Source organism: Hymenobacter cyanobacteriorum (genome assembly GCF_022631375.1).
In the GTDB taxonomy this organism is placed as follows: domain Bacteria; phylum Bacteroidota; class Bacteroidia; order Cytophagales; family Hymenobacteraceae; genus Hymenobacter; species Hymenobacter cyanobacteriorum.
Window position 1 is genome coordinate 99085 of sequence record NZ_JALBGC010000004.1, and the last position, 25807, is coordinate 124891.

The following is a 25807-nucleotide window of genomic DNA, read 5'->3' on the forward strand; positions in this document are numbered from 1 at the left end:
GCGGAACATTCACCCCCTTACTCATTTACTCATCTGCCATTTTACCGCTAGAACGGATAGCCGATGGCCAGATTCAGGCGACCCGGGCCGCCGGTGTTGCCGGAGGGCGACCGCAGCGGCATAGCGTAATCGAAGCGGATGACGAAGAACTGCACGTCGATGCGGATGCCGGCACCGGCGCCTACGGCTAGCTCCTTCATAAAGGAACTCAGCTGGAACTGGCCGAAGCGGCCATCGGGGTTGCCGTTGGCATCCGAGCCGGGGCGGGCGGTATCGGGGTTGGCGAGCCAGATGTTGCCGGCGTCGAGGAACACGGCGCCCTTCACGTAGGGGAACAGGTCCTGGCGGTATTCTACGTTGCCTTCGAGGCGAATGTCGCCTACCTGGTCGTAGAACTGGTTGTTGACTTGGTCGCCGGTGGCGGGCTTGTAGGTGCCCGGCCCCACGCCACGCGCCGCGAAGGCCCGCACCGAGTTGGGGCCGCCAATGCCGTACTGCTTGGGGTAGGGTAGCACGTCGGAGTTGCCGTAGGGCATGCCGATGCCGGCCTGCAAACGGGCCACAATGCGGTTGCCGGAAGCCGGGTTGGGGTTGATGCGGTAGTACTCGCGCAGCTCCAAATCGAACTTCAGGTACTGGCTGTACTGCTGGCCGCCGATGGTGTATTTGCCATCGGTTTTGGGAAAGCTGAAGCTGCTGGCGATGCCCTGGGCCACGTTGCCGCTGCCCTCAATCTGCCCGCTGAAATAAATCTGCTGGCGGCGCTGCTCCAGCACCTGCTGGTTGTAGGTATAGCGGTAGGAACTGGCCAGAATGAACTGCTGCTGAAAGGCACTTTTGAGGTAGGCACGGCTATTCAGCAAGTCGTCGAAGGCTTTGGTGGTGCTGCCCAGGCGCACGTAGGTGATGTCAATGGGCCGGATTTCCTGCTCGTTGGTAATCTTGGTTTTCCAAGTGTAGCCGTAGTTGAAATTGAACAGGTCTTCGCGGAAGTAGCCGGCCCGCGTTACCGTTTTATAGCCCGCCCCAATAACCGTACGGGGCTGGAAGTCGGAATTAGGCAGGTGCACGTCGAGCAACGGCAGGTCGGGCACCACCAGGCGCGGAATGAGCAGTTGCGCATTGATACCCAGCTCGTAGCTGGTGAGGCCTACGCTGGAGTTGCCGCCACCGGTTTGGGTTTCGGTGCTGGCGGTGGCATTCACCAGCAATTGCTCACCGCCGCGCAGGGCCGAACGGTTGCGGAAGGCCACAATGAGGGCCGGGCCGGTGAAACCGTTGGTTTTGGTGGCCAGCTGAATTTCGGCCCGCAGGCTTTTCTTTTTGAGCTGCGTCATCAGCACCTCGGCATCGAGGCGGGCGCGCTGGTAGGGGGTGCCGGCGGGCGTGGTCACGGTGGTATCGCCGGCCGCGGCGGGCTTGAAGCGGATTTCGACGAAGCGGAACGTGCCCAGATTCATCAGGCGGCTTAGGGTCTGGTCGCGGCGGCGGCGGCGGAACACGCTGTCCGGGTACAGGAACGTGGCGCGGGTGATGGCCGAGGCTTTGAAGACCTTCTCGTCGGGGTAATACTTATAGCCTTTGTAGCGGATGGGCTGGTGGCGCAGCGTGTCGGTGAGGATGTAGTCGGTGTTCAGCGAAACCTGGTCGAGCCAGTAGGGGCGCAGCGTTTTGTCGGGTGCGGTCGGCTTCACGCGCAGGTCGACGGTGGCCTTCTTGTCCAGCGTACTGTCGACCTGGAAAACCAGCAAATCGGGCGAGAAGTAGTAGTAGCCTTCGTTTTTCAGCACCGCGTCGATGCGCACCCGCTCGGCCGTGAGGGTGTTCAGGTTATAAGCGTCGCCCACTTTCAGCAGGCTCGCGCCCTGGGTGCGGCGAATGGCCGCGTCAATCAGCGTGTCGCGCTTGGGGAAATTGACTTCGGTGTAGCGGTAGAGCGGGCCGGCGTTGGCGGTGTAGTTCACCTGGGCCGTTTTTTCCTGCTCCTTCACCTCCGATGTGGTGGTGCCGCGCAGGTAGCCGTTGTTGTGCAGCCGGTTGCTGATGAGGTCGCGCGTGGCAGTGGCTTTCACCTGCGAAAGCAGCACCGGCGCTTCGCCGAATTTGTCGGCCAGCGTCTTGCCCAAGCCCTTCTTCTTGCCCACGCCCAGGTGCCAGAAGTATAGCTTGGGCCGCAATCCCAGAATCGAGGCATTCGGCTTGGGCCGGATAACCGACTCTAGCTCGGTTTGCAGCGCCGCCTGGTTCGGCAGCTTCTCGGGCGCGTTGATGGTGACTTTGCTGCCGGTGTAGAGCTTTTCGCCCTGCGGAATGTATTGCAGGCCCGAGCAGGAGGCCAGCAGAAGTAACGCCAGTGGCGCAGTGGCGCGCTTCGCGGCTCGAACAAAACAGAATGGCTTAATCAAATTCAGTACGGTATTTTCAGCGGTGGCGGCGGCCGGTAGTCGGCGCAGCCCAAGCGAGCGGATATCGGAAGGCAGCTTTCTCATTTCACTTTGCTGCTATCGGCCCGGGCAACGGGGGCGGTTTGGGTCGAATCGTTTCCGCCGGCTTTCTTCTCGGCTTTTTCCTGCTTGCGCTGCTGCTTGCGCTCGGCCTTGATTTCCTTGGGCACTTTCGAGAACAGCTCTTTCAGGTCGCGGTATTCGCGCTGGAACACCAGGGCCGCGCCGGTTTTGATAAGCTGGCCGTCGATGTCTTCGTAGGCGTTCTGGCGGAAGGCGCGCAGGCGCAGGCGGCCGTCGCGCAGCACGGTGTACTCGATGCTGACGTCGCCGGCGAAGTTGCTGGCGGCGTTGGCCCCCTGCGTGGCCTGGGTGCCCTGGTTGCCACTCAGCGGCACGTCGGTGCCGAGGCGGACCGACAGGCGGTTGTTCAGGAACTGGCGACGCACGGCCACGTTCAGGTCGGTGCGGCTTTTGGCGCTGCCCGAGCTGTAGTCGGCCTGGTTGGTCACGCCCAGGTCCACGCCCAGGCCAGCCAGGTACTTACCGGTCAGGTTCTGGAGCTGGTCGGTCAGCACCGAGCTCACCGAGCCGCGCAGCTGCGTGGCCACGAAGCCTTCGCTAGCGCTGCTTTGGAAGGGGTTTTCCTGGAGGAAGCGGCCCAGAATCAGCAGCGAAAATACCTGTTTGCTCAGCTCCGAGGTTTGGTTGGGCTGGCGCAACTGGGCCAGCTTGGCCTCGACTTCGCCGCCGAGCGCGCCGCGCTGGTTTTCGGGCAGCGTGATGTCGAAACCGATGAGCGGCTTGCTGAGATTCTCCGTCACGTTCAGCAGCACTTGGAAGGGGAGGCGGTTGCGCGAAATGGTGTTGGCCGTGGGGTCGTTGCTGCCCTGGCCGGCCAGCAGGTCGGCCGGCGCGGCCTGCACCCGGTACACGGCCGTGATGTTGAGGTCGGCATTATACGGGTCGCCGCTCCAGGTAATGCTGGAGCCACGCCGGATGATGAAGTCGCGCGAAGCCAGGTCGTAGAGCGACAAATGGTATTGGCCGCGCGTCACCACAATGCGCCCGCTAAGCGTGATGTTGCCGGTAGGGTCGATGTTGGTATTGAGCGTGCCGTTGGCTCGCACGCGCAGGTTGTCGCCGCTCACCGGGTCGATGACGATGGTGAACGGTGTTTTGTCGGTCACCGTCACCACGGCCGTCACGTCGTAGCCGGCGGCGGCCATGCGCAGGGTGTCGCCGGCGGCCAGCTTGCGGGCCAGCATGGTATCGATGGGCGCGCTTTTATCAATCCACTGCACAATGCCTTCGGTATCAACCTTGCTCGGGTCGGCCAGCGGCGACTCCACCGTGAGGTTCGACGGCTCCACGACGGTCACGTTGGTCACCACCTTAATCAGCGTCAGCGGCCCCGTCAGGCGGGTGTCCGAATCCACGGCCAGCTTGCCGTAGAAGAGCTGGTTGTTCTTGCGGGTGCTGTTCACGGCCAGGAAGTTGTTGGTCGTGGCGCGCATGTCGAAGGCGTAGTCCACGTAGTTCTTCGTGAGCAGGTAACCGTTGATAACCGCCTTATTCGAGGTCGAATCAAGAATGGTAAAGTTGTTGAAAGCCAGCCCACGCTCCTCAAAGGCAATGGCCTGGTTGGGCAGGCGGTAGAGCGAGCCCAGCTGCGGCACCACAAAAGCGGCATCATCCGAAGTATTCAAGGTGCCGCGCACTATCGGGGCGCTCGGGGCACCCTTCACCGTAAGCTGGCCGCGCACGTAGCCGCTGGCCCGCCGCACCTGGCCGACGGAGAAGGGCTCGATGAGTTTCAGGTTGAGGCGGTTGGCATCCACCACCAAATCGAGCGGGGTGGCGCTGCTGGCCAGGTAGGTGCCGGTCACGTGCACGTCGTTGCCCGCGCCGCCCACCGTGCCCGAGGCCCCGCCGGTCAGGCGCGCGTCGAGGTCGTAGCGGCTGGGGGCGGGGTTGGTGGCTTTCAGGGCAATGTCGCCAATCTGGGCCTTCTGGAACACCAGATTTTTGATGGTGGCATCGGCTGTAAAGGCCTGGTTTTTCTTGCCCAGGTTGTCGATGCGGGCCGTGCCGTTGAGGTTGCCGGCCACCAGCGAGTCGGACTGCTGCACAATTTTCGCCAGCTCGGCCAGCTCGAAATTGGTGAACGTGACGCCCAGCGGCGAGGTGCGCACCTGCGGGTTCTGGCTTTGCAGGGCCAGCGTGCTGCGGCCGTTGGTCAGGTTGAGGCCGTTGGCCACCACTTCGCCAGTAGGGTAGTAGCGCACGAAGTTGTTGGCGCCCGCCGTCCAGTTTTCGTAGTTAATCACCTGCTCGGGCGCGGCCACAAACTCATACACCACGCTGCTGCCGCGGCCGCCGCCCTGGGCCAGCGCCTGCAAAGTGCCGGCCACCGCCAGCCGCTCGCGGTTGGCCGAGTCGCCCAGAATGGCCACGCGGGTGAACAGCTTATTATTCGCCACGTTGCCGATGATGCTCGGGCGGCGCAGTTTCAGGGTGGTATCCTGGGCGGCCTGGGCCAGGCGCAGGCTGTAGTCCAGCTTCGCGGGGTCCGAGTCCACGTTTAGGCGCAGCGAGTCGAGCTTGTAATTCTCGTAGCGGATAACCGGGATGCTGGTGTTGGCCGTGAGGCGGGCCGCCTGCCGCGAATAGTCGCCAGCCAGCGTGAAGGGCGAAATCTTCTTCAATCCCTTCACCAGTTTGGTAGCCAGCGTTGGGTCTTTCAGTTTGAGCGAGTAGGTGAAGTGCCGGTCAGCGCCGTTGGGCACGTACTTCACACCGGGCACATCGAAGTAGCGGTCGAGGTGCTGCTGCAATTCGGTAGCGATGTCGCCGAGGTGCACGTTGCCGTCGAGGTTCACATTGGCTATGTCGGAGGTGATGGTGGCCAGCGTGCGGCGGTCATTCTGCAAGATGCGGCCGTTCAGCGAATCGAGCGGGAAGGCCTGGTTATCGCGCACAATGATGATTTTAGTGCCGCTGAAGGTGCCGTTGAGCGTGTTCAGGCTCGAGCCGCGCAGGTTGGCTACCAAGTTGCCCTGCACGCGCAGGTCGCCGCCCGTGTAGAAGCCCAGCGCCGTGAGGTTGGCCCCGCGTAGGTTCAGCTTGGTTACTTCGTAAGTCGGGTTTTTGGCATCGCGCAGGTTCACCACGGCCGTCAGGTCGAGGTTCAGGTTGGGGTCGTTTTTGCTGCTGGCGTTGATGACGTAGCGGTTCCGGTCGAGGTCGACCGTGGCGGCCACGCCGTGGTAGGTGTAGCCGTTGTAGCGGGCGCTTTGCACGTTGGCGCGCACCTGGCCCACCAGCGTGTTGGGGTTTTGCAGGTCGCCGGTGGCGTTGATGCGACCCGTGGCCGTGACGCGCCCGATGGTAGGGTCCTTCAGCAGCTTGCCGAAATCGAAGCCGCCCACCGCGAAAGTGCCCACCAGCGGCTGCCGCCCGTTGGCCTGCTTGGCCCCCAGCCGCCCGCTGAACGCGAGGTTGCCGTAAGTCGAGCGCAGCTTCAAATTGGTATCGAAGGCCAGCGTGGTCGGCCGGCCCCGGAAGGTACCGCTAACCGCCACTGTGGGCGGAATGCTGATGTTGTTCGGGATGCTGCCCTTCGGCGCGAGGCTCAAAATGTCGGCCCGCGTGGTGTGGAAATCCTGGATGTCGAGGTCGGCGTACAGCCGTCCGTCGGTATTGGGTAGGCCCTGAATGCGGCCGCGCCGGGCCTTGAGCACGGTATTGCGGAGGCCCACAAACTCGAAGTTGCGCACCGAGAAGTCGCCCACGCGGCCGGCAATCTGCCCATTCAGCAACACGCTCTGATTGGGACCGGTATTGAAAGGTGCTGTGCCCGCGAGGTCGGGCGCCAGATACAGAATGTCGCGGAAGCCCAGGCGCACATTGCGCAGGTCGCCTTCAATCTTCAGGTTAGCCAGCTGCTTCACGTCGCTCAGCGCGGCCAAATCTTTATAGCCAATGGCCAGCGTGCGCCGGATACGGGTGTGGGGCGTAATCAAATCTAGGCTATCAAGCCGAATCTGTACCGAGTCATACACCACGTTGGCTTTCCACGAGTCGATTTTGAAGCCGCTTTTCTCTTGCCCGGCCAGGTTGTCGACTTTGCCAGTGGTGCTGTTTTCCGAGTAGCGCAGGTCGTGCGTGTTCAGCACGAGGTTGGTGAAATCGAGGTGGTTGTAGTCGAGCGCCGGGATGCGGGTGCGCTGCTTGGGCTGATTGAAGTTGTCGAACTTCACGGCCAGGCCGCTGATGTCGGACTCATCGAGCAGCACGCGCCAGCCCGGCGCGGCGGCCGTCTGGCCGGTAGCGGCTTTGGCCTTGTCGGTGGCCTCGTCAAGCTTGCGCACGGCTTCGGCGGGGTTCACCACGCGCTCGGCCACGGGCACGGCCTCGTTCTGGGCGTAGGCGAAAGCGGTATTTTTGAGGGTGAGCTTGCCCAGCGTCACGCGCTGCTTTTGCAGGTCGATGTCCTTGGCAGTGATGTCGGCCAGGCCGATGTTGGTGCTGATAAACTGCGCTGCCGGGTCGTTTTTATACACAAATGCCACGCTATCGAGCGTCGCGTGGTTCAGGCCGAATTGGAGCGTGAGCGGCTCGGTGGGGCCAGTATTTTCCACCTCGGGCGCCGTCTTGGTTTGGATGATGCTGATGGCCGAGCGCCGCAGGGCCGCGTTATCCACCTTATAGATGGACTTGTCCACATTCACCTCGTCCATGTTGGCCGTGAACTCGCCGATGCGGGCCCGAATGTCGGAGCCCGTCACCTGGTCGTTCTGGGTGAAATAGATGTTGGTGAGGCGGGCCTTGCCGATGTCGTACTTCAGGGCCGAGGCTGTGGTGTCGACCGGTGCGTTGGGGTCCACGAAGGCATCGATGATGAAGTCGTAGTTGTTTACCGAATCGGGCTCGGTGCGGGTGAGGCGCACGCGGCCGTCGTTCAGCTCCACGTTCGACACATTTACCTGGCTGTGCAGCAGCGCCCAGATGTCGAGGTCGACGCCGAGGTGGCCGACGGAAAGCAGCGTGTCGCGCTTCTGGTCTTCCAGATAAACACCGTCGAGGTTAATGGCGTGGCGGAAATCGGTGCGGAATTTCCCGATTCTTACTTCCGTCTTCAGCTTGCCGCGCAAGTAGCTTTCGACGCGCCGGGCCACGAAATCCTGCCCGGCCGGGAATTGAAGCACAACGACTACTGCTATAACTAACAGCAGGATAAAGGCCAGCAGCCCCAGGATTCCGTAAAGAGTTCGGCGCAGAAAAGTGGACAAGGCGGGAAGGAATTAACAACGACACAAAGCGGGGCAATCCTCCCAAACGCAGGAACGGCGGCGCGGGTTGGGAAATAGCGCGGCACTGTGGCGCGCTGAACACGGCCCCGCCGGTCTGCGTAAGTCCCGGCCCAAGCGGCGGCGGATGCGCAACCGTTTGAGCAAAACCCCACGCTTTCGGCTTCACAAATCCTCCTCCGGCAAGTCCTTATCTTGCACCCCCAACCCCCCACCAGCTTGCCCATGATACTACGTTTCTCCCTACCCTACCGCACCGTTTTTGGCCAGCGCCTGGCCGTATGTGGCTCGCACCCGAGCCTGGGCAGCTGGCAGCCCGCCGCGGCCGTGGCCCTCAACTACGACGAAGCCACCACCTGCTGGAGCCTCGAAATTGAGCTGCCCGACACCGCCGCCGACCTTACCTATAAGTACGTGCTGTGCGACGACAATACCGGCGCGCAGCACTGGGAAGCCGGGGCCAACCGCCACATCGCCTACGACCCCGCCCGCACCACCCGCCTGCATCTGGCCGACTACTGGCGGGCCCCCGCCCAGCCCGAAAATGAGCTGCTGACCGCCGCCTTCACCAAAGGCCTGTTCCGCCGCCCGGCCCGCGCCGCGGTAGCTGCCGAAGCGCCAGTTTCTAAAGCCAAAAAGGCCCCCGCCGCCAAAACCAAAGCTGCCAAAGCTGCTGCTGAATCATCAGTAACCGAGCCAGCAACCAGCAACCAGCAACCAACCACCAGCAAAGCCCCCGCCGCCGGCGAAACCCTGTTCCGCCTGCTGGCTCCGCGCGTCGACTCGCACCTGGGTTTGTGCGTCCTCGGCTCCGACCCGGCGCTGGGGGCCTGGGACAACACCAAAGCCCTCGTGCTGTCGGATGCCGAGTATCCGACCTGGACCGGTACCGTGACGCTGCAAAACCCCGGCGAGGACTGCTTCTATAAGTATGCCATATGGGATGCGGCCGCCGGCCACGCCCTCGACATGGAAGGCGGCGAAAACCGCGTGGTGCCCGCTACCGAAAACCGCACCGCCGCCCGCGTCTTCAACGACGAGGCCTACCGCTACGCCGATGCCTGGCGCGGGGCCGGCGTGGCCCTGCCCGTGTTTGCCATGCGCAGTGCCCAAGGCTTCGGGGTAGGGGAGTTCACCGACCTGCGGCTGCTGACCGACTGGGCCGTGCAAACGGGCATGAAGCTGATTCAGATTCTGCCAATCAACGATACCACCGCCACCCACACTTGGGTTGATTCTTATCCGTACGCCGCCATTTCGGTGTTTGCGCTGCACCCGCAGTTCATCCACCTCGAAGGTATCGCCGCCCTCAAGGACAAGAAGGCTGCGAAGGAGCTGGCCCAGCTCAAGGAACAGCTCAACGCCAAGGACTTCGTGGACTACGAGCCGGTGATGGCGGCCAAGTGGAAGTCCCTGAAGCTGCTCTATAAGCAGGAAAAGCAGGCTTTCCTGGCCGACCCGGAGTACCGCGAGTTTCTGGCCAGCCAGGGCAGCTGGTTGGTGCCCTACGCCGCCTTCTCGGCGCTGCGCGACCGGTTCGGCACCGCCGATTTCAACCAGTGGCCTGCTGATTTCCGCAGCCCCCAGAACCTGGGCGAGCTCACCGCCGAAACCGCTGCCGACTACGACGACTTCGGCCTGTTCTTCTTCACTCAGTTCCATCTCGATAAGCAGCTGCGCGAAGCCGTGGCCTACGCCCGCTCCAAAGGCGTGGTGCTGAAGGGCGACCTGCCCATCGGCATCTACCGCCACTCGGTGGATGCCTGGACGCAGCCCGAACTCTACCACATGAACGCCCAGGCCGGCGCCCCGCCGGACGACTTCTCGACCACCGGCCAGAACTGGCGCTTCCCCACCTACAACTGGACGCGCATGGCCGAAGACGGCTACCTGTGGTGGAAACAGCGCATGGGCCACCTGGCCCGCTACTTCGACGCCCTGCGCATCGACCACATCCTCGGCTTCTTCCGCATCTGGGAGATGCCGATTGAGTCGGTGGAAGGCCTGCTGGGCCACTTCTCGCCGGCTCTGCCGCTGCACCGCCACGAGATTGAGCAGCGCCTCGGCTGGTTCGACTACTCGCGCCTGTGCGAACCCTACATCCGTTGGCACATGCTGCAGGATATCTTCCAGGGAGAGGCGCAGCACGTGTTTGACGAGTACATGGACGATGCCAGCTACGGCCGCATCCACCTTAAGCCGCACGTAAACGACCAGCGCAAAATCGAGGCTTACATCCTCCAGAAGCTGGCCGCCCAGCCCGAGCACGCCGATTACTTCGCCTGGCTGCAAAAGGGTTTGTTCCGGTTGGTGAACGAAGTGCTGTTCGTGCCCGCCGGCAACGACTTCTACCACCCGCGCATCACCCTGAACAAGAGCTATTCCTTCCGCGAGCTCGACTCGGAGCAGGACCGCAGCCGCCTCTACGACGACATCTACGTCGATTTCTTCTTCCGTCGTCACGAGGAATTCTGGCGCCAGCAGGGCCTCACCAAGCTGCCGCCCGTGCGCTACGCCACCGACATGCTCATCTGCGGCGAAGACCTTGGCATGGTGCCCGCCTCGGTGCCCGGCGTGATGAAGCAGCTCGGCATGCTCGGCCTGAACGTGCAGCGCATGCCCTCGAACCCCGAAGTCGAGTTCAGCCACCCCAACGACGCCGCCTACCTGAGCGTCGTCACGCCCAGCAGCCACGACACCAGCACCGTGCGCGGCTGGTGGGAGGAGGACCGGGTGCGCACCCAGCGCTTCTTCGAAACCATATTAGGCCACTGGCGCGAGGTGGCCCCGTTCTACTGCGAGCCCTGGGTGGCACGCGAGATTCTGGTGCAACACCTGCACTCGCCGGCCATGTGGGCCATTTTCCCGCTCCAGGATTTGCTGGCCATCGACGGCCACCTGCGCCGGGCCAACCCGCACGAGGAGCAAATCAACGTGCCCAGCAACCCCACCCACTTCTGGAAGTATCGCCTGCACCTGCCGCTAGAAGAGCTGGTGGAAGCTGTCGGCTTCAACGAGCCGCTGCGGGCGCTGGTGGCGGCCAGCGGGCGCGGCTAGCGCAACTCGTAACAAATTGTTAATCTGAAAGCTCCTTTCTTTTTGGAAAGGAGCTTTTTGCGTGTGCATAAAATGGTTGAATGCCAAAAACGTACCCGGTAATCGCCTTAGTGATGGGAAATACCGCAATTTATTCATATTCAGCTGATAAGCAATAATGGAAGTATTGCTTGTGTAATAAAAAATTGTACTATAATAATAAATATAATAGTTATTTAAAACGTCAATCCGATTGCTAAAGTAAGGCGTATATTCTCTTTAATCTCATTTTAATAAAGTTAACTAATTGTTATACTGGCAGATTTAGAAATATAGAATCAACCTATTTAGTCGTGTGAAATAGGGTGTTGGTCGAAATTTAGACTTGGTGGGACACTGCATAACATAATTTTGCGGTGTTCTAGGTATGTGATAAACCAAGAATATTAGAGCCGTCTGCTCTGCACTATTTTCTCTACCAGGTTAGCTAGTCGGCCATTGGTAACTAACCATTTGATTCTGAACTGTATTTTTTAACCCTTTTCCACTTTTTATGAAAATTCTCTTACGGTTTCTCATCTTGTTTGTGGCTTGGGCGGTCATAGGCCAGCAAGCCGCCCGAGCACAAACACCAGACGCTAAAACGGCTAATGTTGGAAATAACCCAACCCTGCTATACTTTATCCCAAGCTTTAGCGTCACGGGAACACCTGCTGCGGCACGTTACAGGTTCAATACGATTCCTGCCACGGGCACTGTCCAATACCGAGCCAATGCTGACGGTACAGGTGGCTTTACTAATGCTACTGCCAATGCGGTGGTTACTGCTGCCCAAGCTAGTACCTTGGCTTACAATCCGGCGAACACGGCTAACAACACGGGCACTTTCACTTTCACGTACGCGGCCAACTCGCAGACTACGGGTGGCACATTTGTCGGTGCCGCAGTTTACACTATCAACGTCTCGATAATAGCCAACGACCAAACGGCCGTTATTATGCCCAATACCAATGGGCAAACTGCTATTCCAGCGCTTTCTGTTAGCTCCACCCTAACGCCGGCTAAATACCGTATCCTGACTTTGCCCAGCGCCTCGCAGGGGGTGCTTTATGTAAACGGCACGCAGGTAACTGCAGCCCGTGACCTAACCGTTGCCGAATCTGGGCAGATAACGTTTGACCCCACTGCCGGCTACGCGGGCAATGCCTTCTTCACTTACGCTGCTGCCGATGCCAGTGGCACCTTAGGTACTACGGCCCGCTACTCGCTGCCGGTGAGCAAAGCTGCTTGCGGTGCCACGGCGGGGCTTGATTTCTCGCGCCGCGGGGCCGAAGACTGGAAAGCTTTTAGCGCTACGGTGGGCAATACTACGGTTACGACCAGCGGCTATAGCACTACTGTTACCGGAACGAACACGAATACTTTTGCCATCGGCAACAACGGCACCCTGCCCGGCCCGGCGCTGGTATGGCAGCAGAACAACATCGGCAACGACCCCGCTACTACACCCAACGTGGCGACAGTGACTTTCACTTTCAGCCGCCCGGTAAGCAACCTGTCGTTCGCAGTAAGTGATATTGACAAAGACATTACCAACGCCAATTTCATTGATGAACTGACATTTGATGGCTATGCCACTACTGGCAGTGCCACCCCCATCAGCTTGTCGGCTGGTGACGTGGCCGTAGCTGCTGGTGTCAACCAGCTAGTAGCCGGCACCAACACGGTGCAGGGCATTGGGGTAAGTGCCAGCGACCCGGCCTCCACCGTGGTGCTGACCTTTCCGAGCCCCGTACAGAAGCTGGTACTGACCTACCGTAACACGGCTCCCTATGTGAATGGTACTACTAACCGCACACAAACAGTGGGCATTCCGTCGCTTATTTTCTGCTCGCAGGCCGAAGTGTTTACGCAGTTTGCCAGCGGCACCACGGCCACTACTACGGGCAGCAACGTCAACTACACTGTTGATTTCGGCAACAACGGCGCCGACGCGGCCAACCCCCAGGCCCGCACCGTGACCCTGCCGGCCGGCGTAACCAACGTGGTGGTGCCCACGGGCGCTACTTACACAGCCGCTACCCGGGTTATCGACTTTGGCTCGGCTACAGTAGCTAGCGGCACTACCAATACGTTCGCCTTTAGCTTCAACGCACCGGCTACGGCCGGTACCTACAGCCTGGTAGCCAGCACCAGCAGCCCGGCCGAAGACCCGAACCTGGCCAATAACACCGCCACCCGCACGCTGGTAGTGAGCAACTGCACGACCACGGCATCGTTGGACTACACCGCCCTGACACCTGGAACGGCTGTCACCGGCATCCGCCGCGGTGCTATCAATGGCGGGGCCACCTCGCAAGGGCCTACCACCGATGCGGCCTCCGATGGCATCACAGTTAAATATCAAAACTATACTTCACCTAGTACCACGACGCAGAACGACTACTACGTGGGCACCAGTGTAGCACTAAGCAGCCAGGCATTGGTATGGCAGATTACCAGCACTGCGGTTGGCGACCAGTCGACGGTGACGATGCTGCTCAGCCGGCCGGTTGATAACCTGTCGCTGAAACTGCTGGACATCGACAAAAACCTTAACACGCAGAATTTTACTGACCGCCTTACCCTCGATGGCTACCCAACGGCCACCGGTGGCACGGCCGCTACCCTGACGGCCGCCAACTTCACGCTGGGGTCATCGAACAGCTTTATTGGCAACAATACGGTAGAAGGCACCAACAATTCGGCATCTAACGAAACACTGGGCGACCTGACGGTGAAGTTTACTTCGCCCGTGCAGCGCATCGTGTTCACCTACACCAACACGAGCACCAGCACGGCTTCCAGCCGCCAGCAGACGTTTGGTATCCCCCTGCTGACGTACTGCTCGCCGGCCGATGTCGCTACGACCATCACGGCGGCCAGCACGCCGCTGTTCGGCGGCTCGCAGGCTCAGTTGAACGTAACATTCGTCAACAACGGCCCCAACGCTGCGGCTAGCGTAACGCGCCAAGTGCAACTCATCCCGAACCTGGTGGGTGTGGTAGCTACCAACGGCGGCACCTATGACTCGGCCTCGGGCCTGGTTACTTACACCAATACTGCTTCGCTCGCCAACGGCGGCAACCTGAACTCGACCATCACCTTTACGACTCCGGTGTCGGGCACTGTTACCGCTTCGTCGGTAATCAATACTACGACCAGCGAAGGCGGCCTGACCGACAACAACACGGCCAACGCCAGCTATGTAGTGACTCCGGCCGCTGACCTGACCACTTCCCTGACCGGCCCGACTTCCGTAACGCCGGGCCAGGCAACGGGCAACTACACGGTGACGTTCACCAACGAAGGCTCGAGCCAGGCCACGCTCGTTACGCAGAAAGTGACGCTGCCGACCGGTGCCACCAATGTGTTCGTAAACGGCGCTCCGGTTACGGCAACCGGTGGCGTGATTGACTTCGGCACGGCAACCACGCTGAACAGCGGCGCTGCCAACACGTTCACCTTTAGCTTCACGCCGGCAGCCAGTGCTACCGGCCCGTTGGCTTTGACCAGCAATGTGGGCACCACGGGCACGGTTTCGCAGGGCAACAACGCCGCTCCCGATGCCGCTACCCTCACGCTCACGACCATTGACAACGTTGACGTGACGGCTGCCATCACGATGAGCAACACGGCAACTGTCGGCACCTTCACCGCCACCTTTGGCAACCCCGGCCCGCAGGCAGCGGCCGGCGTGGTGCCTACCGTGCAGCTGCCGGCCGGCCTGACGCTGTCGGCCACGCCCACGGGCTGGTCGTACACCGCCGCTACGGGCCTGCTGACCTACAACGCAGCCCCGGCCACGTTTGCCGCCAACACGGCCAACGCCCTGAGCGTGACGATTAACTACCCGCTGAACACTGCACCGAGCACCCCGGTAACGGCCATTGCCAGTGTAGCAACCACCAGCAACGAAGCTGGCCGCACGGCCAACAACGTGGCCCGGGCCGTGATGCCCAACCTGTTCGACCTGACCACCACGCTCAGCGGCCCGGCTTCGGCCTTCACCGGCTCGCCCGTAACGCTGCTGGTGACGACGACCAACAACGGCCCGAACCTGGCCCCCAACGCCACGCAGATGGTGACCATCCCGTCGGCGGCCTCGCTGGCCAACAACATCTTCATCACCAACGGCGGCACTTACTCGTACTCGGGTGGGGTGGGCACGGTGACTTTCCCGGCCCTGGCCAACGTACCGGCCGGCCAGACGGTGACCAACAGCATCAGCTTCCTGGCCCCGAGTGCCAACTTCGCACCCTCGGCCACGGTGAGCAGCACTGCTACCGAACTGACCACGACCAATAACGGGGCCTTCCTCAACGGCGCGGCCAGCAGCACGAGCCTGACGGTATCGGCCGGCACGGGCGTAGCTCTCGAAAACGAAACCACCACCATCACCACGCCTTCGACGGTGGTGACGCCCGGTGAAACGGTAACCTACACGGTGACCTCGACCAACAAAGGCGGTGCCGGCGCAACAACCAGCGCCTCCGTGACCCAGAAAGTACAGCTGCTGCCCGGCCTCACGGCCGCTAACCTGAAAGTGGGCACCCTGACGGCCACGGGCACTACCACGCTCCTGTTTGCTACCACCGGCGGCACTACCAGCTACGACCCGATTACGGGCGTGCTGACGTACTACTCGGTGACGCAGGCCCCCGGCGTGACCACAACTTACCCGGTAATTGACCTGACGGTACCGGCGGGCATTGGCAACGACGGCCAGCTGGTGGCCACCGCCATTGTGAGCACCGACCTGCGCGACAACGTGCCGGCCGACAACATGGCCTCGGTAGGTGTGCGCGTGCAAACCACGTCCGACGTTACCACTTCCATCGTGGGCCCGGCCAGCACGCCTGCAGGCCTGCCAGTGAGCTACGTGGTGAAATTTGTGAACAACGGCACCACCAACGCCAGCAGCGTAACCGAAACCGTGCAGCTGCCTGCCAACCTGGCCGGTGGCGTGAGCATCCTGGATGCCGCCGGCACGCCTGTAAGCGGTGCCACCTACAATGCAGCTACGGGCCTCGTAACGCTGCCCAACCAAGCCACGCTGGCTGCCGGAGCCCAGCAGCAGTACACCCTGGTGCTGACGGCACCCGCCGCCAACTTCCCGGTAAGCAGCGCCGTGGCGAGCACCTCGCCCGACGGCATCAGCAGCAACAACGCGGCTACCCTGGCCACGGCCGTAACCGCCAACGGCGACCTGGCCGTGAGCATCAGCGGCCCGCCCGTGGCAGTAGTAGGCAACTCCGTGACCTACCTCGTGACGACGACCAACAACGGCCCCACCGTAGTAACCAACGCCGTGCCCAAGCTGCAGCTGCCGGCCGGCCTCACGGTACTGGCCAGCGGCCCGGGGGGGGCGGCCACGGTATCCACCAGCGGTGGCATCGATACCTACACGTTTGCAACCATCGGTACGCTGATACCGGGCGGCAGCGTTACCAGCTACCTCACCTTCACGATGCCTAACGCCACCGGCGGCCAGATAAACGCCCTGGCTACGGTGAACAGCGCAACCACCGACCTGGTGGCCAGCAACAACGCGGCCGGCCTCACAACCAGCATCAACCAGGCCAGCGGCGGCGTGGCCGACCTGCGCGCCAGCGTGAGCCTGACCACCCCCACCGGTTCGCCCGCTTCGGTGCCAGCCGGCACGCAGGTGACGTACACCTTCGGCTACCGCAACGCCAGCGAAGCGGCTGGTGCCGGTGCCACGGCCGTTAACGTAGTGCCCACGGCCAGCCTGCCCGCCGGCCTGTCGGCCACCGACCTGAAAGTGGGCGGCGTAACCGGCTCGCTCTCTAACAACGTTATTTCCTTCAACAGCGGCCCCGCCAGCGGTGCTACTTATAACGTGACGACCGGGGTGCTGACGTTCCCGACCATTGCCAGCGCCCCTGCTGTGCCCAGCACCTCCTCCACGGCCAGCTACCAGGCCACGTTCGCAGCCCCGGTGGGCAGCGGCTCGCTGGTGGTGGGTGCCCAGGTGTCGTCTTCCACGAGCGACAACCTGCTGACGAACAACGCCGCCTTCACGCCTCTCACCATCAACACGGTGTATGACGTGACGACAACCCTGGCCGGCCCGGCCACTGCCCAGCCGGGCACCGCCGCCAGCTACACCGTAACCACGCTCAACGCCGGTCCTTCGACCGCTTCGACTTCGACCACGCAAACCGTGACCGGCCTGCCTACCAACCTGGGCATTGCTGACCTGAAAGTGGACGGCCTGACCGGTACGCTGTCGGGCACAACCATCACTTACACCAGCGGTGCAACCACGGTAGCTACCTACGATACCGGCACCGGCACCCTGACCCTAGCCGCAGTAGCTAGCCTGCCGGCCGGCACCGCCAACGCAGTAGTGCACTCGTTCAGCCTGGCCATGCCCGCTTCGGGCAACGTAATGCTGACGGCGAACGTGTCTTCGGCTGGCGAAACCGTGAATACGCTGACCAACACAGCCACACTCACCACTGCGCCAGCCAACATTGCCCCGGTGGCTCAGAACGTGTGGAACGCCCTGCGCAGCCCCCGCGGCAACACCGCCAACACGGCATATGCCAAGGGCCTGCCCATTACGGGCCTTAACGCCACCGATGCGAACGGGGCGGCCACCATTGCCGCGTACACGCTGGTAACGGTGCCCAACCCGAGCACGGAAGGCTCGCTATACTTCGGTGGCACCGGCACGGCGCTGGTGGCCGGTCAACCGGTCACCCCGGCTCAGGCGGCTACACTGACCTTTGCTCCCGTAGCTGGTTACGCCGGCGACGTGACCTTCCTGTACACCACAACGGACAATGGTAACGGTACGCCTGGCAATGCCTTGACCTCCCCGCTGGCTGCTTACACCATCATGGTGGCGCAGGACCAGAGCTCGGTGTACGCCCGGCCGACGGTTACCAAAGGAGGCAATGCTAATATATACGCTGCTGGCGATGTGCTGGCCTACGGTATCGACCCGAACACTGCGGTGTACAACAGCGCCGGCATTGTTTACAACACGGCAACCGGTGCGCCGGCTGCGGGTACGAGCAACGGCTTAGCTGTTGCTAAAATTAGCCCGGCCGACTCAACTACGCTGGCTGCTTCCGGCATTCTGTTCACCCGCAGCACCGGTTTGTTCACGGTTTTGGACCCTACCAAGCTGCCCCGTAACGGTGCCTCGTTCGGCCCCTTCACGGTAACGAGCATCGACCAGAACGGCGGCGTGAACACCAATTCCGTGACGCTGGTAACGGGGGTGAACCCGCTGCCGGTTGAGCTGACCGCTTTCACGGCCACGGCCAAGAACCTGGACGCGCTGCTGGCCTGGAACACGGCTTCGGAGAAGAACAGCGACCACTTCGACGTGGAACGCAGCCTGAACGGTACCGACTTCGTGAAAATTGACGAAGTGAAAGGCCAGGGCACGAGCACCAGCGCCACCGACTACGCCCGCACCGATGCCGGCATCGGGGCTAAAGCTAACGGCTTAGTGTACTACCGCCTGAAGCAGGTCGACACCGATGGCACCAGCAGCTACTCGCCCGTGCGCAGCGTGCGCTTCGGCAAAGTGGTGCCCGCCATCGCCCTGTTCCCGAACCCGGCCACCACCGCCACCAACCTCGACCTGACGGCTCTGCCCGCCGGTTCGTACCAGGTGAGCGTGCTGGACGCCGCGGGCCGCACGGTGCTGAACACGACGCTGGACGCGGGCCTGGCCCACGCCCTCGACCTGAATACCATCGCCAGCGGCAGCTACACGCTGCTGGTGCGCGGCACCAACGGCGGCCAGGTAGTGAACCTGACCAAGCGCCTCATCAAGGAATAGCCCGCGGGTTTCCTTGGTTGTTGAAAAAGCCCTCCCCAATCGGGGAGGGCTTTTTTTATGCGCGGAATGTGGCCGTGCCACAACCCCGGCCCGGTTTAGCCGGTTAAGCCAGCCAACGCGCTACTTTTTGCCTGAGCTATGGATTTTGACTATGATGTATTAGTGATTGGCGCGGGCAGCGCCGGGCTGTCGGCGGCCCTCACGCTGGGGCGCTGCCTGCGCCGCGTGCTGGTGGCCGACGGCGGCCCCCCCCGCAACGCCGCATCGCCGGGCGTGCACGGCTTCCTCACGCGCGACGGCATCCGGCCGGCCGAACTGCTGCGCCTGGGCCATGAGCAGCTGGCCCCCTACGAAACCGTGACGACCCAATGCCTGCACATCGATGAACTGGTGCGCGTGGGCAAGGGCTTCCGCGCCACCGGCCACGGCACCGCCGACGACGCGCCCACTACCGTGACGGCCCGCCGCGTGCTGCTGGCCACCGGCGTGAGCGACATTTTGCCGCCGCTGCCGGGCTTCCGCGAACTGTGGGGGCGGGGCGTGTTGCACTGCCCGTACTGCCACGGCTGGGAAGTGCGCGACCAACCCCTGGCCGTGTACGGGCAGGGCCGCACCGTAACGGGTCTGGCGCTACTGGTGAGCCGCTGGAGCCGCGATGTGATTGTGGTGACCGACGGACCGGGCCACCTCACGCCGAATGCCCGCCGCCGCCTGCGCCGCGAGAAAATCGGTGTTCGGGAGGAGCCGCTGGCCCGGCTCATCGGCACGAAAACCGGCGAGCTGCGCTGCCTGCAGTTTGCCGATGGCAGCGAGCTGGAGCGGGCGGCGCTGTTTCTGCACGCGCCGCAACACCAGCGCACCACGCTGGCCACCGATATTGGGGCGCGCCTTACCAGTAAAGGGGCGGTGTGGGTCGATTCGAGTTTGCAGACTTCGCTGCCCGGCCTCTACGCGGCCGGCGATACCAAGCCCGGTACCCAGCAGGCCCTGCTGGCCGCCGCCGATGGCAACCGTGCCGCCATTGTCATCAACGAAAGCCTGACGCGCGAGGAATGCCCGCGGTGAGTGGTGGAACAGGCGTTGGGAAGAGCCATTGTCATCCTGAGCGGAGCGAAGGACCTCATTACGTCAGAAAAAAATCACCGAATGTGATAAGGTCCTTCGCTCCGCTCAGGATGACAGGCCGCAGGCCAATTCGCTCATCTACTCGCTACCGCACCAGCTGGGCCAGCACCTGAATGGCGGTGCGTGCCCGGGTTTTCACCGTAGCCAGGGGAATGCCGAGCTGTTCGGCGGTTTCGGCCTGGGTGCAGCCGCCGAAGTAGAGCAACTCAATTACTTCGCGCTGGCGGGGCTTGAGCTTGAGCGTGAGTTCGCGCAGGCCGATGTGTTCAGGGTTGAACGACGAGGGCGCGGAAGCGCGCTGGGCGCCGCCTACCTCCAGCGAGCGGGCCTCGTTGTGGAAGCGATGGCGCGGGCTGCGCATGGCGTCGATGGCCTGGTTGCAGCACACCCGCACCATCCAGGTGAAGAGGCGGCCGCGCTCGGGGTCGTAGCGGTCGATGCTGAGCCAAACCTTAAGCAGGCCTTCCTGCAGCACGTCCTGGGCCAGTTCCTGGTTGTGCACCAGCCGCACGATAACCGTGAGCAGACTGCGCGAGTAGCGGTCGTGCAGCAGGCGGAGGGCCTGCTCATCACGAGCCAGCAAACGCTCGACGAGCGCCGCTTCTTCCGTTGCCGAGAGCAACGCCGTAGTTGGATTCATAGAAGGAAAGAGGACGGAACCGGCGTGCCATCATAACAGAGGGCTATTACGCAGGGAGGGTGGAATTGGATAGGCGAACGAAGAATAGTAGCGGAGTAGCGGTAGGTAGCGCGGGGAAAAAGGGTTGATAAACAGTAATAAAAAATATAATTATGAGCAGCTTAGATAGCAGCTGTGGCGGAACCTACGGCGGCCCGTCGTGGTCGGATTGCGCCTAAGCCAGAAATTTTGGTTGGCATAAAGCCATCGGGCGGCGTGGGCACGCGGGGCGGCTTGGGGCGGCGGCTGGCGTCGTTTTGCCGTAGAGCAGCTGTCTGACCACTGTATTTTTTATGCCGCACACCGTTGTTGCTTTGCATTACTGGGCCGGGGCTGGCCACGAATTTGATTCGCTGCGCCCCTTGCTGTCACCCGATACTCAACTGTTGGCTCCCGACCTGCCGGGCTTCGGGCAGCAGCCCGCGCCGCTGCATTTTGATTATTCGGTGCGGGCTTACGCCGACTGGGTCGCTGCGTATCTGGCCGAGCATCGGGTGAACAATTTCACGCTGCTGGGCCACAGCATGGGTGGCAAAATTGCGCTGCTATTGGCCGCGCGCCGGCCCGCCGGGCTGCGCCGGCTGGTGCTGTTGTCGCCCTCGCCGCCATCGCACGAGCCCATGAGCGACCATGACCGCGCCGCTGCTCTCGCCGCCTACGGCCAACCCGCAGAAGCCGAAAAAACGGCCCGCAAAATCACGTTCCAGCCGCTACCGACCGCCGCGCACGCCACCGTGGTGGCCGACAACCTGCGCACCCAACGCCCAGCCTGGGACCAGTGGCTGGAACACGGCACCCGCACCGACATCACCGCCGAGCTGGCCACGCTGGCCGTGCCCTGCCACCTACTGGTGGGCGCGCACGACAAGGCCGTCACGCCTGCCACGCAGCGCCGCCTCACGCTGCCGCACTTGCCGGCCGGCAGCAGCTTTACCGAAGTGCCGGAAGCCGGGCACCTGCTGCCGCTGGAGGTGCCGACGGCGGTGGCAGCGGCGTTGGAGTTTTGACTGTCATTGCGAGGCCGCAGGCCGTGGCAATCCTTCCCCTCGATGCAGAAAGCCCCGAACTGTGACAAGTCTTTTCGCCCGCGATGTAGCTCCCGCGAAAAGCCCCAGCACTCTGTAGCGCCGGGGCTTTTTTCGTTTCAAAAAGGACTTGTCACAACTCAAGGATGGTCGCTTAGATAGGACAGATTGCCGCGTTGCGCTGCGCTCTACTCGCAATGACAGCCATCACGAAAGACCCTATTCCAGCGCGCGGCTGCGGAAGAGCAGGAAGCCTAGGTGGCCGTACACGCTGAAACGCTCGGCAGGGTCGTCGTAGAAGCGGGCGTGCAGAGCCAACGGGCCGACGGGCGTCTGGAAAATGAGGCCAGTGCTGGCCGTCACGCGGGGCCGGTCGAAGCCCGACTTGCGGATGGCCTGCTGCTGGTCGCCCTGCACCAGGGGCTGGCCGTTCACATGCACGTAGACTTCGGTGCGCCAATCGAGCTTTTTCAGGAAGGGCTGGGTGTAGCGCAGGCCGGCCGCCACGTAGCGGGCCGAGCGGTAGCTGTCGAGAAACAGCGTGCGCGAGTCGGGCAGCGGCGCAAACACCGGCGCGGTGGTTTGCGACGAGCGGTAGTTCGAGAACGTACCCTGGCCGCTGGCCATCAGTTCGCCGAAATAGCCCCAGGCCTGGCGTTCCTTCTTCATCGCAAAGTAGCGCTCCACTGTGGCCCGGAACTGCAGCCACTCATGGTGGCGCGAGCTGCCCTCAAGCACCGACGTGGAGCCGGGCGTGTAGGTGGCCGCGCCCGTTACGCCGCGCAGCGTGTACACGTAGCGGTGGCCGGTGTAGGCGTACTGCTTGCGGTTGAGGGTGTTGCGGGCCAGGCGGATGGCGGCGGTAGCCCCGCGAAACACGGTCGCATCGAGCACGTCGGCCGACTTAATTTCCTTGGAATTGGTGTACTCGTCCTTGGTCACGAAGGTGGCCAAATCGAGCAGGATGCGGCTGCGGTAGGTGGGGCTCACGCCGAACTGCCCGCCGAGCTTGGTGTCCTGCTGCTTCACCTGGGTGTTGATGACATCGCGCCCGAGCACGCCGCCGGTGTTCTGGAAATCCCACTGGTTGTAAGTGATTTCGGGCTCGATGAAGTACGCGTACTTGGCCGGCACGTTGATGCGGAACGAGCCGTGCGCACCGTTGTAGAAGCGGCCCAGGCTCACGTCGGCCGAAGCGGTGTAGAGCAGGCTGCGCAGGTAGCGGTACTCCAGTCCCACGTAGAGGTTGTCGATGGGGCGGTTCGACAACACGAAGCCGGCCTCGGCGCTTACGTTGTTGTTGCGCTGCGCATCCACGCTGAACACGTAGCCCTTGCGGGCCTCATCGTAGCGAATGCGCGGGTAGATGTTCTTGAAATAATCGTCCGAAGCCAGGCGGTAGTAGCCTTCCTCAATGTCGTCGAGCGAGTATTCGCGGCCCGTTTTGCGGAAGAAGCGTGCCGCGTATTCGTTCTGGTCGGGCCGCAGGCCGCGCACTTTCACGTCGATGAAGCGCGGGGTCGGGGCCTTGCTCTGGAAAGCCATGCGGCGCTTCTGCAAGTCCGTCGAATCGACGCGGCGGCCGATGCGGGCCTTGATTTTGGCCATGTTGCGCTGGGCGGCGGTGTCGCCTTTGGCAATGAAGCTCTTCACGAGGTCAAAGTCGCCCACGCCCATGTTGTCGAGGTCGGGCTGAATGTAGATGCCGTTGGGGCCCACGCTCAGCGTATCGGCCACGCTCGTGCCCAGGAAAGCCACGGTGCTGCCGAGCAGCGCGTCGTCGTTTTTGGGGTATTTACGCATGGCCACGTCGCCCACGTTCACCCCGATGATAATGTCCGGGGCGAAAGTTTTCTTCATGGTTTTGGTGGGGAAGTTGTCGTACACCGCGCCGTCGTAGTAGTACTTGCCGTCGAGGTTGCGAATGGGCCGGAAAGCCAGCGGAAACGACATCGAGTTGCGAATGGCATCCGACAACGCGCCCGACTTCTGCTCCACCACCTGGCGCGTAAACACCTCCGACGCCATGCAGCGGAAGGGCACAAACAGCTTGTCGAAGTCGTAGTTGGCCGAGGCCGAAGCCGGGGCCAGCAGGCGCGTCAGGGCCAGGTTCAGGTTCAGGTCGTTTACCAGGTTGGTGCTCACGCGGGCCTGAAACGTGGAATCGATGGCAATGCCCAGGCGCAGGGCCGAGGGCGAGGGCTCGGCCGTGAGGAAGTTGAAGGTTTTGCTCTCAAGCGGCTTGCCCGACGTCCAGCGCTGAAACTCGGGGCTGAGCACAATCTGCTCAATCTCATCGGGCGAGTAGCCGGCCGAATACATGCCGCCAATGACGGCGCCCATGCTCGTGCCCACGATGTAATCGATGGGAATGTGGTTTTTTTCAAGCTGCTTGAGCACGCCCACGTGGGCCAGCCCTTTGGCCCCGCCGCCGCTGAGCACGAGGCCCACTTTCTGGGCCGAAACCGTGAAAACAGAAAAGGCCGCGAGCAGCAAAGCCAGCGGTAAACGAGTGCAGAAGTGACGCATAGAGGCAAGTAACAACCAGCGCCGGGAAGTGCGCTGCTGCCGCTGGTACGCCGGCCCGGCCCGTGGGGTTTTGGCCAGCTGTTTTGCGTCTGGATTGGCAAGAATGTCATTCCGACGCAGGAGGAATCTGAGGCAAACCGTGCAAACGACTTATCTCAGATTCCTCCTGCGTCGGAATGACAATTTTACGCTGCCTGATAGCCGATGCCGCGCACGGTTTGCAGGAAATCGGGCGGGGCGAAGCGCGCCAGCGCCTTGCGCACGTTCATGATGTGGACGTCGATGAAGTTGGAGCCCTCGTGGCCCCGGCCGATGTGCGCGCCCAGCTGCTCGCGGGTGAGCGGCCGGCCTCGGTGCCGCAGCAGGTGGTGCAGCAGGTCGAACTGCGAGCGGCTCAAATCCACTGCATTCCGGCCGTGCCGCAACTGCCGGCCGGCCAGGTCCAGCTCAAACCCCGCCCCGAAGCGGATGCGCGGCCGGGGCCGCCCAAACCGCTGCCGGGCAATGCTGCGCAGCCGCCGCTCCAGCTCCAGCAGTGTGGTGGAGCGGGCCACGCAGTCGTCGGCCCCGGCCGCGAAGCCGTGCAGGCGGTCCTGCACCGCATCGGTGGCCATCAGCAGCACAAAGGCCGCCCGGGAGCCGCGCCGCTGGGCTTCGTAGAGCAGCGTGAGGCCGTCGCCGTCGGGCAGCAACTGCGCCAGCAGCACGAATTCGTAGGACCGGGCGGCCAGCCGGGCAGTGGCGGCGGCCAGGGTAGGGGCGAGGTCGGTGACGTAGCCGGCGCGCTGCAAAAACCGCTGCGCGGCCGCCCGGCGCTTTTCGTCGGCTTCGATGATGAGAATAGCCATGCCGCGTCTACTTGGTGGAAGCTGCCAGCACGCGCACCTGGGCGTGCATGCCGGGTTTGAGCAGGTGGCCGGGGTTGGGCAGCGTGCAGCGCACCTTCATCACCTTGCTGTCGTGGTCGAGCACGTGGAAAACCTGGTTGATGCGGCCTTGCAGCGGCTGGTCGGGGTAGCTTAGGGTGGTGATTTCGACGGCCTGGCCCCGGTGCACCAGCGTCAGGTCCGCCTCGAACACGTTGGCCATCACCCACACGCTATCCAGGTTGGCCACGGTGAAGGCGGCCGGCATGTCGGCCGCGTTGAAGCGCAGGCCCGCCGCCACGTTTTTCTCGATGACGTAGCCCGACACAGGTGCTTTCAACTCGTATTGCCCGCCCCTGGCCATGCCGTAGGTGTCGAGCTGGCGGTGGTTGCGGGTGGCGGTGCCGGTGGCGCGGGCCAGCTCGGCGCGGGCCTTGAACACGTCCTGCCCGGCCGCGAGGCCGTTGTCGAACAACTCTTCGGCCACGGCCAGGTTCTTGCGGGCCACGGCCAGCTCGGCGGTGCCGGCGGTGCTTTGGTTTTGCAGCTCCGCGATTTCGCGGCTTTGCAGCACGGCCAGCACCTGGCTTTGTTTTACTTCATCGCCCAAATCGACGCCCACGCGCAGCACTTGGCCGCCCACCCGCGGAAACACCCGCGCCGTGCGGTTGGCATCGGCCGCGATTTCGCCGCTCAATACCAGGGTTTCCGGGGCAGCTTCGGGGGCAGCTTTTGATTGGATTACGATGGCCTGGGGCGCGGGCTCATCCAACGCATCGGCATCGGAAGGCGTGCAGGCGGTGAAGAACAGTAGCCCTAATACGGCCGGTAAAGCGAGGGCGCTTTGGCGGCGGCGGGACTGGTTTGGTAGGTTCATGGTAGGGCGGCAGTTGGTGAATCTGCTGCAAGGCTACCGGCAGGTCATTA

10 protein-coding genes are annotated in these 25807 nt (G+C 62.7%); 4 read left to right on the forward strand and 6 right to left on the reverse strand.

The features are described from left to right. Window positions 1–47 precede the first annotated feature (47 nt). Together tamL and MON38_RS14585 are read right to left on the reverse strand one after the other, a co-directional pair. Window positions 48–2489 carry a translocation and assembly module lipoprotein TamL gene (gene tamL / locus MON38_RS14580; RefSeq protein WP_241936916.1) on the reverse strand — a complete coding sequence of 814 codons (2442 nt, stop codon included), beginning with the start codon at window positions 2487–2489 and terminating at the stop codon, window positions 48–50. Beyond that, the gene (locus MON38_RS14585; RefSeq protein WP_241936917.1) at window positions 2486–7738 is read right to left on the reverse strand and encodes a translocation/assembly module TamB domain-containing protein; all 5253 of its coding nucleotides are present in this window, start codon (window positions 7736–7738) and stop codon (window positions 2486–2488) included. Before MON38_RS14585 ends, tamL begins: the two co-directional genes overlap by 4 nt. A gap of 243 nt (window positions 7739–7981) precedes the next feature. Here MON38_RS14585 and MON38_RS14590 point away from each other — a divergent pair, with 243 nt between their 5' ends. The 3 genes from MON38_RS14590 to MON38_RS14600 all read left to right on the forward strand — a co-directional run bounded on the left by MON38_RS14590 (window position 7982) and on the right by MON38_RS14600 (window position 19721). Further along, window positions 7982–10813, forward strand: a complete 2832-nt coding sequence (locus tag MON38_RS14590; RefSeq protein WP_241936918.1) for a 4-alpha-glucanotransferase — start codon at window positions 7982–7984, stop codon at window positions 10811–10813. 1060 nt (window positions 10814–11873) lie between these two features. Continuing rightward, window positions 11874–18656 (forward strand): T9SS type A sorting domain-containing protein, encoded by a 6783-nt coding sequence (locus MON38_RS14595; protein ID WP_241936919.1) that lies wholly within the window; start codon window positions 11874–11876, stop codon window positions 18654–18656. A gap of 138 nt (window positions 18657–18794) precedes the next feature. Further along, a complete protein-coding gene (locus MON38_RS14600) occupies window positions 18795–19721 on the forward strand; it encodes an NAD(P)/FAD-dependent oxidoreductase (protein WP_241936920.1) in 927 nt (308 codons plus the stop codon). A 145-nt stretch (window positions 19722–19866) separates the two neighbouring features. Here MON38_RS14600 and MON38_RS14605 read toward each other — a convergent pair whose 3' ends face one another. Continuing rightward, the gene (locus MON38_RS14605; protein ID WP_241936921.1) at window positions 19867–20421 is read right to left on the reverse strand and encodes an RNA polymerase sigma factor; all 555 of its coding nucleotides are present in this window, start codon (window positions 20419–20421) and stop codon (window positions 19867–19869) included. Window positions 20422–20753: 332 nt separating this feature from the next. Here MON38_RS14605 and MON38_RS14610 point away from each other — a divergent pair, with 332 nt between their 5' ends. After that, window positions 20754–21467, forward strand: a complete 714-nt coding sequence (locus MON38_RS14610; RefSeq protein ID WP_241936922.1) for an alpha/beta fold hydrolase — start codon at window positions 20754–20756, stop codon at window positions 21465–21467. Window positions 21468–21704: 237 nt separating this feature from the next. Here the strand turns inward: MON38_RS14610 and MON38_RS14615 are convergent, their stop codons facing one another. From MON38_RS14615 to MON38_RS14625, 3 genes are all read right to left on the reverse strand, one after another. Continuing rightward, window positions 21705–24014: a patatin-like phospholipase family protein gene (locus MON38_RS14615; protein ID WP_241936923.1), complete on the reverse strand. Its 2310-nt coding sequence runs from the start codon at window positions 24012–24014 to the stop codon at window positions 21705–21707. Window positions 24015–24199: 185 nt separating this feature from the next. Beyond that, complete coding sequence (locus MON38_RS14620) at window positions 24200–24862, reverse strand: response regulator transcription factor (RefSeq protein ID WP_241936924.1); 663 nt, start codon at window positions 24860–24862, stop codon at window positions 24200–24202. A 7-nt stretch (window positions 24863–24869) separates the two neighbouring features. Further along, window positions 24870–25757 carry an efflux RND transporter periplasmic adaptor subunit gene (locus MON38_RS14625; RefSeq protein WP_241936925.1) on the reverse strand — a complete coding sequence of 296 codons (888 nt, stop codon included), beginning with the start codon at window positions 25755–25757 and terminating at the stop codon, window positions 24870–24872. Between the last annotated feature and the right edge of the window lie 50 nt (window positions 25758–25807).